This window comes from Glycomyces arizonensis DSM 44726 (assembly GCF_000482705.1).
GTDB lineage: Bacteria > Actinomycetota > Actinomycetes > Mycobacteriales > Micromonosporaceae > Glycomyces > Glycomyces arizonensis.
Map to the genome: position 1 here is coordinate 85,603 of NZ_AXWO01000014.1, position 13,619 is coordinate 99,221.

Genomic DNA, 13,619 nt, shown 5'->3' on the forward strand with positions numbered 1-13,619 from the left:
CGGAACCGTGACCATCCTGCAGCGCGTCCCCGACCCGGGGGCGCACCCGACCGGCGGCTCGCCCGTGTTCACCACCCTGAACCCGAGCCGTGCCGAGAGCCGCGAGCAGCTGTCGAGGGCGACCTACGACCTGCTGGTGATCGGCGGCGGCATCCTGGGCATCTCCACCGCCTGGCACGCCGCCCAGTCGGGGCTGCGGGTGGCCCTCGTGGACGCCGGGGACTTCGCCGGCGCCACCTCCTCGGCCTCCTCCAAGCTCCTCCACGGCGGCCTGCGCTATCTCCAGACCGGCGCGGTGAAGCTGGTGGCCGAGAACCACTTCGAGCGCCGCGCCGTCACGCGCGCGGTCGCCCCGCACCTGTCCAGGCCGCTCACGTTCTACCTGCCGGTCTACAAGGGCGGTCCGCACGGCGCGGCCAAGCTCGGCGCGGGCGTGTTCGCCTACTCGGCGCTGTCGGCCTTCGGCGACGGCGTCGGGCACCTCTTGAGCCCCGCCAAGGCCAGCGTGGACGTGCCGGAGCTGCGCACCGAGCACCTCAAGGCCGTCGCCGTCTACGGCGACAGCCAGATGAACGACGCCCGCATGGCGCTCATGACCGTCCGCGCCGCCGCCGAGTCCGGCGCGATCGTCCTCAACCACGCCGAGGTCACCGGCCTGCGGTTCATGCAGGGTCGCGTCACCGGCGCCGAGCTGCGCGACCGCGTCGACGGCACCGAGTTCGGCGTCGACGCGCGCGTGGTGCTCAACGCCACCGGCCCGTGGGTCGACCACCTGCGTCGCATGGAGGACCCTGGCGCCGCGCCGTCGATCCGCCTGTCCAAGGGCGCCCACCTGGTGCTCAAGCGCACCGCCCACTGGCGGGCGGCACTGGCGACGCCGATCGACAAGTACCGCATCACGTTCGCCCTGCCGTGGGAGGACATGCTGCTGCTCGGCACGACCGACGAGGAGTACACCGGCGACCCGGCCGACGTGGCGGTCACCGAGGCCGACGTCGACCAGATCCTCGGCGAGGCGAGCCTGTCGGTGCAGGACCGCCAGCTGCGGCGCGAACTGATCACCTACTCCTTCGCCGGACTCCGCGTCCTGCCCGGCGGCCCCGGCGCGACCGCGAAGGCCAAGCGCGAGACGGTGGTGACCGAGGGCAGGGGCGGGATGCTGTCGGTGGCCGGCGGCAAGTGGACCACGTTCCGCCACATCGGACGGACCGTGATGAGCAAGCTCGCCGAACTGCCGGGCCGCTCGATCGGCCGGGAGATGGAGCCGCTCGAGAACCTGCCCAAGCGCCTGCCGCTGCCGGGCATCGCCAACCCGCACGCCGTCGAGCACCGGCTGCTCAGCGACGGCGGCAGGCCGGTCCCGCACCTCGGCGAGGACACGGCCGCGCACCTGGCGACGCACTACGGCTCGATCGCGTTCGACATCGCCCGGCTCGCGGGGGAGCACCCCGAGCTGGCCGAGCGGATCCACCCCGAGGCGCCCGAGATCTGGGCGCAGGCGGCCTACGCGCGCGACCACGAGTGGGCCGAGACGGTCGACGACGTGCTGCGCCGCCGCACCACCCTGACGATCAGGGGCCTGGACACGCCCGAGGTGCGGGCGAAGGTCCAGCTGATGCTCGATTCGAAGTGAGGGAGCGGCGGGCCGCGCCGATCGCTCGGCGCGGCCCGCTCATTCGCGTCCGGTGTCCGGGTGGATGGCGATGAACAGCGAATAGGGCTTCGCGTCCGGTCCCGGTTCCTGGCGGGCGAGGTCGTTGAGCAGCGCCTGCAACCGCCGCTGGAACTCCTCGTACTGCGCTTCGCTCAACCGCGGCCCCAAGCGCGCGACGTTCACCTGCGCCGGGTCGTCCAGCTGCGCCACCTCGGACTGGAACACCTGCAGCATGGCCCCGGTCAGGACCGACCAGTGCTCCTCGCCCATTTTCAGCCTCCACGACTTGCGCGTCGCCAGGTACGGGATCTCGCGCGCGCCGCGCGCGCCGGAGCGCTCCTCCTGGGCCGCCAGGAAACCCGTGTCGACCAGTTTGCGCACGTGGTGCAGCACCGTCGCCGGGTTCGCCCCGAGCCGCTGGGCGATCTCCTTGTTCGTCAGCGCCTTGTCCAGGCACAGCCTGAGGATCCGCAGCCGCACCGCCGAGGCCACCGCCTTGGCCTCCGCCTCGGTCGCCAGGGGCCGGTCGTCGCTCTCATCCGCCACGCCCTCATCGTAGCGGCAAGAGTGATTGACTTTTCCCAATCGATTGGGAATACTCAATCATATGCTCGTCTCTCCGCACGGGGCCCACTGATGGGCCGCCTCGGACTGCTCCGCGACCACGACTTCCGCGGGCTGTTCCTGTCCACCACCGTCAGCCAGTTCGGCCAGCAGGTCACCATGCTCGCCCTGCCGCTCGTGGCGGTCATCGCGCTCGACGTGAGCGAGTTCGAGGTCGGCGCCCTCGCCGCCATGACCACGCTCGCGTTCCTGCTCGTCGGCCTGCCCGCGGGCGCCTGGGTCGACCGGATGCGCCGCCGCCGCGTGCTCATCAACTGCGACCTCATCCGGTCGGCCCTGCTGATCACCGTGCCGCTCGCCTGGTGGGCCGACGTCCTCACCATCTGGCAGCTCTACGCCGTCGCCTTCGTCAGCGGCGTGTTCACCGTCTTCTTCGACGTCGCCTATCAGAGCTACCTGCCCTCCCTGGTCGGGCGGGAGAAGCTGATCGAGGGCAACGCCAAGCTCGAGACCGTCCGCTCCACGGCGCACCTGAGCGGGCCCGCGCTCGCCGGGCAGCTCATCGGATGGCTCGGCGCGCCGATCGCGCTCTTCGTCGACGCCGTCACCATGGGCGCCTCGGCCCTGTTCGTGACGCGCATCCGCCGCCGCGAGCCGAGGCCCGAGGTCGAGCACGGCTCGAAGATCACCAGCGAAGTCCGCGAAGGACTCGCCTTCGTGCTCCGCAACCCGTATCTGCGGGCGATCGTCGGCTCGACCGGGTGGTTCAACCTCTGGTCGTCGGGCTTCATGGCGATGCAGGTGGTCTACCTGGAGCGCGAACTGGGCCTCACGGCCGGCCAGATCGGCCTGCTGCTGTCGAGCTTCGGCATCGGGGGACTGCTCGGCTCCTTCGTGGCGCGCCGGATCGCCTCCTGGATCGGCGAGGGCCGCGTGCTGTGGGTCGCGACCGCGGTGACCTCCCCGGGCATGCTGATCCTGCCCGCCGTCGAGCCGGACTGGACGCTGCTCCTGGCCACCGCGGGCATGGTCCTGGTCGGCACCGGAGGGGTCGTCTACAACGTCACCCAGGTGAGCTTCCGGCAGCAGCTGACCCCCGACCGGATGCTGGGCCGGATGAACGCCACCATCAGGTGCCTGGTCTGGGGCGTGCTCCCGCTCGGCTCGCTCCTCGGCGGCGCGCTCGGACAGGCCTACGGCTCGCGGACGGCGCTGTGGATCTGCGCCGCGGCCGGCTGCCTGACGTTCGTGCCGGTGCTGCTGTCCCCGCTGCGGAACCTGCGCGAACTCCCGCGGCACGCCGAGGAGGAGCCCGAACCGGTCGCCGCCTGAGCGTCAGCCGAACTCGTCGAAGGCGGGCGGGAAGTCGAATCGGCCGCGCAGTTCCTCCCCCCAGTTCGCGAGCGCGCGGACCTGGAAGTACGGTGCCCAGTTCGGATCGGACGGGACCACCCCGAGCTCCTCGGCGAGGACGAAACCGAAGCGGCCGTAGAACTTCGGGTCTCCCAGCAGCACGATCCCCGGCTCGTCGACAGCATCGGCCGCGCCGATCACGGCGTGCATCAGCGCCGCCCCGATCCCCTTGCCGTGCAGGGCGGGCTCGACCCCGATGGGGCCGAGCCCGAGCACGCGCTCACCGGCGAGCCGCCCGTGGGTGCAGACCACATGCCCGGCGATCTTCCCGTCCACTTCGGCCACCAGCGACAGCCGCGGCACCCAGTCCTCGCCGCCGCGGAGCGCGTCGACAAGGTCGGCCTCGTGGCCGGAGGCGTGCTGGGCGGTGGCGAAGGCGGCGTCTTGGACGGCGTGGACCGCGGCCCGGTCGCTCTCGGTCTCGCGTCGAATCAAAGTCACCGGCAGAGTATGACCGCCGCTCCTCGCGGGGGCAATGGATTTCCGCGGCGCACGGGAAGGGCCGCCCGCGACCGGCATCCGGTCGCGGGCGGCCCCTGACGCTCCGCCTACTCCTCGACCAGGACCCGCACGTCCCACGCGCCGAGCCGCAGCCGCTCGCCCGCCGCGTACGAGGCGTCGCCGAGCACGTCCCGCACGGCCGAGGGCAGCTCGAAGTCGACCTCGTCCCACGACCAGTTGTGCACGAAGCGCACCGTGCGGCCGTCGCCGGTGCGCCCGCTCGTCGCCGTCACGCTCGCGTGCGCCGGGCGCCACGCGTCCTCCGGTGCGACCCACCCGAACAGCGCCTTCGCGAACGCCGGATCGGGAACCGTCCCCACGTAGGTGACGCGGCCCTTGCCGTGCGCCTTCGTCGAGGCCGCGGCGAACTTGCCGTAGTGCGGGTGCACGTACTCGGCCAGCGCCTCGGCCCCGTCCAACAGCAGCCCGTCGGCCCAGCGCGTGGCCGCCGCGTCCTCTGGCAGGTCCAGCGGCGAGCCGTCGACGCCGCGCACCGGCACGCGCGAGGCGAGGTTCGCGAACTCGTCGTACCAGGCCCCGGCCGCCTCGGCGAGCCTGCCGGGCTTGACCTCCAGGCGCGCCCGCGCCTCCTCGTCGCCGTAACCGGTTCGCGGGCCCACGACCAGGTGCCCGCCCGCCTCGGCGTACGCTCCGAGCCAGTCCAGCGTGGCGTCGTCGGCGATGTAGAGCCCGGCCGCCACCAGCACCGGGTGCCGCTTCGCGAACGCCTCCGGCGCGTCGAGCTGCTCGACGTGGACGATCCTCGCCTGGAGCCCGGCGTCGAACGCCCCCCGGTAGAACGGGTCCACGATCGACTCGTACGACCTGCGGTCGGCGCCGCGGTCGCCGAGCGCCAGCTGCGGGTGCGTCGCCAGGCCCCACTGGCTCGCCTTGGAGTACAGCACCGCCACGTCCGCGTCCGGCACCATGTCCGCCAGCAGCTCGCCCGCCTTGCGCAGCTCGCCGCCCAGCACCGCCAGCTCCCGGTAGGTCCGGCCCGGCTCCCGGCTGTGCGGCAGGACGCCGCCCCAGTACGTCTCCGCTCCGAAGTGGAGCGTGTGCCAGTGCCAGTACTCGATCATCCGCGCCCCGCGCGAGACCAGCGCCCACCCGGCCTGGCGCCATTGCCCGTCGTAGGCCGGCTCGTTGTTCCACGGCGTGCCGATCGCCTGCGCGTTCGTCTCGGTCACCAGGAACGGCGCCTGCTTCGAGGAGAACAGGCGGTCGGCCGAGTGGTAGAGCGCCCACGTGCCCTCGGTCATCCAGTCCTCGGCGCCGCCGTCGTCCTTCGGCAGCGCCAGGGCGTCCTGCATCCGGTAGTACGGGTTCCCCGCGGTGACGTCGAGCCGCTCGGCCACGGCCCGGTCGTCGACGGCCGGGCGCGGATAGGAGATGCACGTGGTCACGAACTGGTCCTCCCGCGCGTACTCGCGCGCGATGTCGGCCTGCCAGCCGATGAACTCGGTGGTCAGCTCGTTCTGGAACCGCCGCCACGCCAGCGCGTACTGCGGCTGCGCGTTGCCGTCGGGCCGCCACAGGTCCGCCCACGTCGAGATCCGGTGCGACCAGTACACCAGGCCCCATTCGCGGTTGAGGGTCTCGACGTCGCCGTAGGCGTGCCGCAGGTGGTCGACGAAGCGCTGGAACACGCCCTCGTTGTGGAAGAGCTGGAGCCCCGGCTCGTTGTCGACCTGGAAGCCGATGACCGCCGGGTGGTCGGCGTAGCGGGCCAGGATCTGGCGGACGACCCGCTCGGCGTGGAACTTGAACGCCGCGTGCGTGTAGTCGACCTCCTGCCTGGCGCCCCAGCCGATCCGCTCGCCGGTCCGGTGCTCCCCGGCTATCTCGGGGTAGCGCCGCGCCAGCCACGGCGGGACCGCGTACGTCGGCGTGCCGAGCACGACGCCGATGCCGCGCTCCCTCGCCCCGTCGAGCACCGGCGCGAGCCACTCCAGGTCGAAGCGGCCGTCCTCCGGTTCCCAGGTGCTCCACACCGATTCGCCGACGCGGATCACCGAGAAGCCGGCCTCGGCCATGAGGTCGAGGTCGGTCGCGAGCCGGTCCCGCGCGGGGCCCGACAGGATGCCGTGCTGGGCCTCCGGCTGGTACTCGTGGTAGTACGCGGCCCCGAACAGGATCGGATTCGGCCAGTTGTCCATGGATGGTTTCCTTCTTCTATTCGCGATGAGGGCCGGGGGCCGTCCTCGCGTGGCCCCCGGCCCGGCTTTGAAAGCTCACTGCTTGACCGCTCCGGTCACCAGCCCCGACTGCCAGTAGCGCTGGAGGAACAGGAACGCGATGATCAGCGGGATGACCGACAGCAGCGAGCCGGTGATCACCAGCGGCACCAGGTCCCCGCTCGCGCCGCCCGCGGCCGCCGCCTGGCCCTGCCACCTCGCCAGGCCCACCGTGATCGGGTACAGGTCCGGGTCGTTGAGCATGATCAGCGGCAGGAAGTAGTTGTTCCAGGTGTTCACGAGGGTGAACAGCAGGACCGTCGCGAATCCGGGCGCGAGCAGCCGCAGCGTCACCTGGAAGAAGATCCGGAACTCGCCGGCGCCGTCGATGCGGCCGGCCTCCAGGAGGCTGTCGGGCACCGCCGACTGGACGTACACGGTCATCAGGAACAGCCCGAACGGGTTGATCAGCGAGGGCAGGATGATCGCCCACGGCGTGTCGGCCAGTCCCAACCTGCTGAACAGCAGGTACGTCGGGATCGCCAGCGCCGTCGTCGGGACCATGACCGCGCCGAGCACGGTCATGAACATCGCCCGGTTGCCCTTGAACCGGTACTTGGCGAAGCCGTACCCGGCCAGGGACGCCAGCAGCGCCCCGCCCCCGGCGGCGGTGACCGCGTACAGCAGCGTGTTGCCCATCCACCGCAGGAACACGTTCCCGTCGTAGGTGACCGTCTCCCCGATGTTGTCGAACAGGGCGAAGTCCCCGGAGAACCACAGCCCGAAGGTGGAGAACAGGTCCGCGCTGGTCTTGCTGGAGGCCACCAGGACCCAGAACAGCGGCAGCAGGAAGTAGGCGGCGGCCGCGAGCATCCCGATCGTCAGAATGGTGCGGCGCCCGCCCTTGATGCGCCCGGCGCGCGGGCGCTTGATCGTCGTCTCGGCGGTCATGACCGGCTCCGGCGGTTGGTGAGGAACATGAACACGTACGAGCCGACCAGGATGACCAGGCCCAGGATGAACGACACCGCGGCGGCGTAGTTGTACTCCTGGCCGACGAAGGCGAGGTTGTAGGCGTACAGGTTGGGCGTGTACGAGCTGTCGATGACGGTGGGCGCGAGACCTTGCAGCAGGTTCGGCTCGTTGAACAGCTGGAAGCTGCCGATGACCGAGAAGATCAGGCAGACCATGAGCGCCCCGCGCAGCGCGGGGATCTTGATGCTCCAGGCGGTCCGCCACGGCCCGGCCCCGTCGACCGCGGCCGCCTCGTACAGCTCGGACGGGACGGCCCTGAGCGCGGCGAACAGGATCACCATGTTGTAGCCGGTGAACTCCCAGAACACGATGTTCGCGATCGACCCGAGCATGAGGTCGGCGCCGAGGAAGTCCGGCGCGCTCGCCCCGACCTTCTCGGCCAGCTGCGCGAACGGCCCGAAGTCCGGCCCGTACAGGTAGCCCCACATCAGGGCCGCGATGACGCCGGGGACGGCGTAGGGCACGAAGATGCTCAGCCGCACGAACCTGCCGAGCCGGACCAGGCCCGTGTCCAGCGCGAGCGCGAAGAACAGCGCCGCCACGAGCATGAACGGCACCTGGATGAGGAAGAACAGACCGACGCGGCCGATGCCGGTCCACAGCTCGGCGTCGCCGAAGGCCCGCGTGTAGTTCTCGAAGCCGACGAAGACGGTGCCGCCGACGAGCTGCTCGCGGAAGAAGCTGAAGTAGGCCGCGTAGACCAGCGGCACCAGGAACAGCGCGGCGAACACGATCATGAACGGGGCGACGAAGAGGTATCCGGCCCTGCCCGAGCGGTTCGGTCGGCCGCGCCGCTCGGGCGCCCCGGTCCGCGTCTTGTGCGCGGTGGCGGTCGCGGTCATGACTCGGTCACCTCGAATCCCTGGTACTCGGCGTATTCGGTGATGCGGTCCTGCCATTCGCCCATGGCGGCCACGGCGTCGGTCCGCTGAGTGAAGGCGGTGCCGACGGTCTCGGTGAAGTCGGCGTAGACCTGGTCTTGGAACGGCGACCACTGGAAGTCGGGGGAGACGGTGTCGCTGATCTCGGCGAACAGGCCGTTGACCTCCTGGCCGCCGTAGAACTCGAGTTCCTGCCCGGTGAACTCGGGGTCCTCCAGCAGCGCCGTCGTCGGCGGGTAGAGGAACTGGTCGAACGCCATCGTCTCGGTGGACTCGCGGTCGGTGTTGATGAACTGCGCGAAGACCGCGGCCGGGATCTCCTTGTCCGTGGTGGCCATGACCGCCGAGGTCGATCCGCCCCAGTTGGAGGAGACCGGCGGGGCGCCCGCGTCCCACTGCGGCAGCGGCGCGACCCGCCACTTGCCGCTGGTCGAGGCGGCCGCGGTGGTCAGGAACGTCGGGGCCCACGCGGGGGCGACCCATGTGGCGTACTTGCCGCGGTTGAGCGCCTGGTACCACTGGTCGTTGAAGTCGGCGTCGGTGGAGACCAGGCCCCGCCCGGCCAGGTCGCCCCAGTAGGCGGCGACCTTGGAGGCCGTCTCGGACGTGAGGTCGACGCGCAGGTCGGCACCGTCGGAGCCCGCGAACGGGTCGGATCCGGCCTGCCAGAGCATCGCGGCGAAGAACGCCCCTTGGCTGGGGGCGAGGTTGGTCAGGAACACCTCGGGGTCGGCCTCGTGGAGGGCCTCGGCCGCGGCGGCGAAGTCGTCCCAGGTCTCGGGGACCTCGATGCCGTGGGCCTCGAAGATGTCGGTGCGGTAGAGCATGCCCATCGGGCCGGTGTCCTGCGGGATCGCCCAGATCTCGCCGCCGGTGCCGGTCGACTGGGACCAGGCGAAGTCGACGAACCGGTCCTCCAGGCCCTCCATCGCGTAGGGGCGCAGGTCGAGCAGGTCGTCGGTGATCGCGAAGGACTGGATCATCTGGAACTCCAGCTGCGCCACGTCGGGCGCGCCGTTGATCGCCCGCAGCGCCGTGCGGAGCTTCGCGTAGTGGCTGGCGCCCTGCCCGGCGTTGACGAGGTTCACCTTGATCGCCGGGTAGGCCTGTTCGAACAGGGCGATCTCCTGCTCGATGCCGGGCACCCACGTCCAGAACGTGATCTCGGTCGGGGTCCGCATGGCCTCGTCGATCTGGGCCCGCGTGACGCTGGTCGGATGGTCGGTCTTGTCGCGGGCGCACGCGCCGAGCGCGAGCGGCGCGGCGAGGGCGGTGGCGAGCCCCTTCGCCGCCGTGCGGCGGCTGAGGCGGGGATTCATGGCGCTTCCTTTCGTGGAGGGGCCTGCGGTGCTGTTACCGGGTCGGAGGCGGTGCGGTGGAGGAGCGGACGACGAGGCGGCGCCGCGGTTCGGCGTCGTCCTCGGGCCCCGGGAGTGGAGCCTCGCCGCCCAGGAGCCGCATGAGGGCGTCCAGTGCCAGGGCCGCGCTGCCCTCGAAGTCCTGGCGGACGGTGGTCAGCGGCACGGTGAGGTAGGCGGCGACGGGGATGTCGTCGAAGCCGACGACGCTGACGTCCCCGGGGACGCGCCGCCCGGCCTCGGCGAGCGCGCGGATGCATCCGATGGCCATGTCGTCGTTCGCGCAGAACACGGCCGTGGCCTCGGCGGGCAAGAGAGCAGCCGCTTTGTGTCCGGAGGCGGGGGACCAGTCGCCCTCGAAGTGCGGCGGCGGCTCCAGGTCCCGGTCGAGGTGGGCCTCGCGCCAGCCCTCGCGCCGCTCGCGCGCGGCCCACCACCGCTGCGGTCCGGCGATGTGCCAGACGCGGCGGTGCCCGAGGTCGAGCAGGTGCTCGGTGGCGGCGCGGCCGACCGCGGCGGCGGACGCGCCACTGGGGACGACCCGCTCGGGCGGCACGCCGAGGGCGCTGCCGAAGCTGATGACCGGGACGGCCGGGTCGAGGCGCAGCCGCTGGCCCTCGTCGATGGGCTCGGAGATGACGATCCCGTCGACGCCCTGTTCGAGGAGCCAGTCGATGCCCGACTGGATCGAGTCCGGCTCGCCCGCGGCGGTGTTGGCGACGATGACCGAGAACCCGGCGGCGCGCGTGGCGCGCTCGAACGCCACCAGCAGCGAGGCCGGGCCGTAGAGCGCGGTGCCGAGGGAGACGACGCCGATGCGCCCGAAGCGGCCGGTGATGAGCGCCCGCGCGGCCGTGTTCGGGCGGAAGCCCAGTTCGCGGGCGGCGCGCAGGACCTTCTCGCGGGCCTCGGCGCTGACGTAGCGCTCGTTGTTGACCACGCGGGAGACGGTCTTCTGGGAGACCCCGGCCAGCCGCGCCACGTCGGTCATGCCGGGCGGGCGGCGCCGGGAACCGGCTTCGGTCGGCGGCGAGGGGTCGTTCACGGCGGTCTCCTGACGGCGCGTCTGACTACGTAGTCAGACGTACGGTACGCAACGCCCCGTCACCGTGTCAAGACCGCGACCCGATTTTTCCGCGAACCGTTCGTGGGAGCGTTTGCGCAGCTAGCCGTCCCCATTGAACCGACACTCGTCGATGCCTCGCCGGGCGCCTCCGCGCCTCGGCGGCGTCACGGCGCCTCGTCCACCGGGACGTCCTCGGCGAGCTCGCCGAGCCGCACCGGCACGGCGACAGGACGGCGCGCGAAGGCGTCCGCCGCATCCGGCAGGCTCGCCAGCTCGGCGACGTTGCGGCCGCAGATCCGGCCCTGGCACAGTCCGAGCCCGGCCCGCGTCGCCAGCTTGAGCGAGCGCGCGCCGCCGACGTCCAGATCCTCGACGGCATGGCGGATCTCGCCGTACGCGACCTCCTCGCACCGGCACACGATCGTGCCGTCGCGCAGCCAGCCGCGCCAGCCCGGCCGGACCGGGTACGCCTCGGCCAGCGCGGCGGCGAACCGCCGCCCGACCCTGGCACGGCGCATCGCCCCGATCGGCGCTCTGACCTTCGCGCCGAGCCGCTTCGCCGCGGCGGCACCGGCCACCGCGCCCTCGGCCGCCGCCAAGTCCGCGCCGCCGATCCCCGTGAGCTCTCCGGCGGCGAACACGCCCGGCACCGAGGTGCCCTGCGCGGCGTTCACGGCCACGAACCCGCCCTCGATCTCACACCGCGCCGCCACCGCCGACTCGAGCTGCGGCGTGAAGCCGAAGCCGACGGCGACCGCGTCGACCTCGAAGCGCCGCATGGTGTGCGGCACGGGATTCCAGTCCTCGTCGAGCCGCGCGGCGAGCACCGCCTCGACGCGGTCCTCGCCCAGCGCCGCGATGACCGCGCAGCGGCGGCGCAGCGGAACGTCGTGGCGCGCCAGAGCCGCCCCGTACTGCGCCAGCTCACCGGCCTTGGTCCAGCCCGCCAGCGCCCCGCCCGGACGCGCGGCGAACCCCGCGACCGGGTCGTTCGCCTCCAGGATCGCCGACACGCGCGAGCCCGCGTCGATCAGCGACGTCGCCACCGGCAGCAGGAACGGTCCGGTCCCGGCCACGATCACCCGCTCCCCGACCGCGACGCCCTGGCCCTTCGCCATCGCCTGCGCCGCACCGGCGGTGTAGACGCCCGGCAGGTCCCACCCGGGGAACGGCGGCGTCCAGTCGTACGCGCCGGTCGCCAAGACGAGCGCCCGCGTCTCGATCGCCCGGCCCGTCCGGTCGGGACCGTCGGCCGGGCCGGTGCGCACATGGACCCGGTGCCCTTCGAGTATCGGCTCGATCGCCCACACCACGGACTCGGCAAGGTGCTCGACTCCATCAGGGAGCTTGAAACGATCGCCGCTCTCGCGGGCGTCCTGCCGGTGGTACTGGCCCCCGAGCTTCGGCGCGGCGTCGATCAGGACGACCTCCACCCCGCACGACGCGGCCGCCTTCGCCGCGGCCATCCCGGCCGGGCCCCCGCCCACCACGACGACCCGCCTCATGACGGCAGCTCCGCGCCGTCCTGCGAGCGGATGTCGTCGCCGTCGGCCACCACCCGCTGGCACGCCCGCACGTCGGGCACCCCGTTGACCACCACGAGACAGTCGAAGCACACCCCGATCCCGCAGAACAGGCCGCGCGGGCGGCCGCCGATCCGCGTGGTGCGCCACGACCCCCGGCCCGCCGCCAGCAGCACGGCCGCGACGGTCTGTCCCCGCTCGGCGACGTGCTCCGCACCGTCCACTCGCACTCTCACGCTCATGCCTCCAACGCGATCTCGGGCCGGTCGACCCGGAACGGCCCCGGGTCGACCACCGGCTCGCGGCCGGTGAACAGGTCCGCCAGCAGCCGCCCGGTGGCCGCCGCCAGGCCGATCCCGGCGCCCTCGTGTCCGGTGGCGTGCCACAGCCCCGGCATCCGCGGGTCCTCGCCGATCACCGGCAGACGATCGGGCGTGTACGGCCGGAAACCGCCGTACGCCCGCATCACCGGCACCCCGGCCAGCTTCGGGAACAGGCCGATCGCCCCGCGCGCCAGGCACCGCAGCACCGCGACGTCGAGGTCGTCGTCGAAGGCGGTCCGCCGGCGGCTCGACCCGATGAGCACCGTGCCCGCCGCGGTCGACTCGACCACGGCCGACGTCCGCAGGTCGGCCTCCGGGCTGGCGACGGCGTCCACGTAGCCCGCGTCGTAGACCTTGCGGCCGACGAAGCGGGGGAGCGGCGCGGTCACCAGGACCATGCCCCGCCGCGGGAGCACGTCGATCGGCGCGCCGATCGTCGCGCTGAAGTGCCCGGCCCACGGCCCGCAGGCGTTCACCACCGCGCGGCAGGGGATCGCGTCGGCGCCAGTGCGCGCCCCGACCACCGCGCCCGAGCGGTCCGTGGCGATCCCGTCCACCGTGACCCCACTGTGGATTTCACCGCCGCGGGCGCGCAGGGCCGCCAGCAGCGCCGCCGTCGCCAGCACCGGCTGGAGCTGCGCGTCGTCGGGGAAATGCGACACAGCCGTGATCTGCTCGGTCAGATGCGGTTCCAACTCGCGGGCCCGGTCCGCGTCGAGGTCCTCGACCTCCACACCGGACGCGCGCTGCGCCGCCGTCAGCGCCGCGAGCGGCCCGACGGCCTCGGCGGTCGTGGCGACCGCCAAGCCGCCCTTGACCTCCCACTCGACCGACGCCAGTCGCGGCCCGATCAGCTCGCGCAGTTCATCGAGCAGCACCGGCCAGCGCCGCCGCGACGCCACGGCGAGCTCCAGCTGCGGGCCGGGCTCCTTGTCCGAGACGAGCACATTGCCCTCGCCGGAGGCGGTCGTGGCACTGGCGGGCGCGCCGCGGTCGACGACGATCACTCGCACTCCGGCGGCGCTGAGCGCCTCGGCGCACGCGGCGCCGATGATCCCGGCACCGATCACCACCACATCGGCCGACTCGATCCTGCCCACCTCCGACCCGCTCCCTGACCAGAG

At 72.4% G+C, this 13,619-nt stretch carries 12 protein-coding genes; 2 read left to right on the forward strand and 10 right to left on the reverse strand.

The features are described from left to right. The first annotated feature begins 7 nt into the window (after positions 1–7). A complete protein-coding gene (locus H613_RS0111490; protein ID WP_026923907.1) occupies positions 8–1,633 on the forward strand; it encodes a glycerol-3-phosphate dehydrogenase/oxidase in 1,626 nt (541 codons plus the stop codon). 39 nt (positions 1,634–1,672) lie between these two features. Here the strand turns inward: H613_RS0111490 and H613_RS0111495 are convergent, their stop codons facing one another. After that, positions 1,673–2,200, reverse strand: coding sequence for a helix-turn-helix domain-containing protein (locus tag H613_RS0111495; RefSeq protein WP_026923908.1), 528 nt, complete (start codon positions 2,198–2,200; stop codon positions 1,673–1,675). Positions 2,201–2,290: 90 nt separating this feature from the next. Between H613_RS0111495 and H613_RS0111500 the strand changes: the two genes are divergently transcribed. Beyond that, complete coding sequence (locus H613_RS0111500) at positions 2,291–3,550, forward strand: MFS transporter (RefSeq protein WP_026923909.1); 1,260 nt, start codon at positions 2,291–2,293, stop codon at positions 3,548–3,550. 3 nt (positions 3,551–3,553) lie between these two features. Here the strand turns inward: H613_RS0111500 and H613_RS0111505 are convergent, their stop codons facing one another. From H613_RS0111505 to H613_RS0111545, 9 genes are all read right to left on the reverse strand, one after another. Beyond that, positions 3,554–4,072, reverse strand: coding sequence for a GNAT family N-acetyltransferase (locus H613_RS0111505; RefSeq protein ID WP_211234784.1), 519 nt, complete (start codon positions 4,070–4,072; stop codon positions 3,554–3,556). 107 nt (positions 4,073–4,179) lie between these two features. Next, entirely contained in the window at positions 4,180–6,291 is a 2,112-nt protein-coding gene (locus H613_RS0111510) for a beta-galactosidase (protein ID WP_026923911.1), read from the reverse strand. Positions 6,292–6,366: 75 nt separating this feature from the next. After that, positions 6,367–7,260, reverse strand: a complete 894-nt coding sequence (locus H613_RS0111515) for a carbohydrate ABC transporter permease (RefSeq protein ID WP_051393260.1) — start codon at positions 7,258–7,260, stop codon at positions 6,367–6,369. Then, positions 7,257–8,186, reverse strand: a complete 930-nt coding sequence (locus H613_RS0111520) for a carbohydrate ABC transporter permease (protein ID WP_026923913.1) — start codon at positions 8,184–8,186, stop codon at positions 7,257–7,259. The genes H613_RS0111515 and H613_RS0111520 overlap by 4 nt, the downstream gene beginning before the upstream one ends. Beyond that, positions 8,183–9,544, reverse strand: coding sequence for an ABC transporter substrate-binding protein (locus H613_RS26060; RefSeq protein ID WP_035737740.1), 1,362 nt, complete (start codon positions 9,542–9,544; stop codon positions 8,183–8,185). The genes H613_RS0111520 and H613_RS26060 overlap by 4 nt, the downstream gene beginning before the upstream one ends. Before the next feature lie 34 nt (positions 9,545–9,578). Continuing rightward, positions 9,579–10,628, reverse strand: coding sequence for a LacI family DNA-binding transcriptional regulator (locus H613_RS0111530; RefSeq protein WP_211234785.1), 1,050 nt, complete (start codon positions 10,626–10,628; stop codon positions 9,579–9,581). A gap of 185 nt (positions 10,629–10,813) precedes the next feature. After that, a complete protein-coding gene (locus H613_RS0111535; RefSeq protein WP_026923915.1) occupies positions 10,814–12,154 on the reverse strand; it encodes an FAD/NAD(P)-dependent oxidoreductase in 1,341 nt (446 codons plus the stop codon). Further along, positions 12,151–12,414 (reverse strand): (2Fe-2S)-binding protein, encoded by a 264-nt coding sequence (locus H613_RS0111540; RefSeq protein WP_084546555.1) that lies wholly within the window; start codon positions 12,412–12,414, stop codon positions 12,151–12,153. The genes H613_RS0111535 and H613_RS0111540 overlap by 4 nt, the downstream gene beginning before the upstream one ends. Further along, positions 12,411–13,586, reverse strand: a complete 1,176-nt coding sequence (locus H613_RS0111545) for an FAD-dependent oxidoreductase (RefSeq protein WP_035737804.1) — start codon at positions 13,584–13,586, stop codon at positions 12,411–12,413. Before H613_RS0111545 ends, H613_RS0111540 begins: the two co-directional genes overlap by 4 nt. Between the last annotated feature and the right edge of the window lie 33 nt (positions 13,587–13,619).

What these genes read in the sequence shown, in the direction of transcription:
- H613_RS0111520 (WP_026923913.1), bottom strand. Translation starts at nt 8,186, where the DNA reads ATGACCGCGACCGCCACCGCGCACAAGACGCGGACCGGGGCGCCCGAG.
- H613_RS0111540 (WP_084546555.1), bottom strand. Translation starts at nt 12,414, where the DNA reads ATGAGCGTGAGAGTGCGAGTGGACGGTGCGGAGCACGTCGCCGAGCGG.
- H613_RS0111500 (WP_026923909.1), top strand. Translation starts at nt 2,291, where the DNA reads ATGGGCCGCCTCGGACTGCTCCGCGACCACGACTTCCGCGGGCTGTTC.
- H613_RS0111515 (WP_051393260.1), bottom strand. Translation starts at nt 7,260, where the DNA reads ATGACCGCCGAGACGACGATCAAGCGCCCGCGCGCCGGGCGCATCAAG.
- H613_RS0111535 (WP_026923915.1), bottom strand. Translation starts at nt 12,154, where the DNA reads ATGAGGCGGGTCGTCGTGGTGGGCGGGGGCCCGGCCGGGATGGCCGCG.
- H613_RS0111510 (WP_026923911.1), bottom strand. Translation starts at nt 6,291, where the DNA reads ATGGACAACTGGCCGAATCCGATCCTGTTCGGGGCCGCGTACTACCAC.
- H613_RS26060 (WP_035737740.1), bottom strand. Translation starts at nt 9,544, where the DNA reads ATGAATCCCCGCCTCAGCCGCCGCACGGCGGCGAAGGGGCTCGCCACC.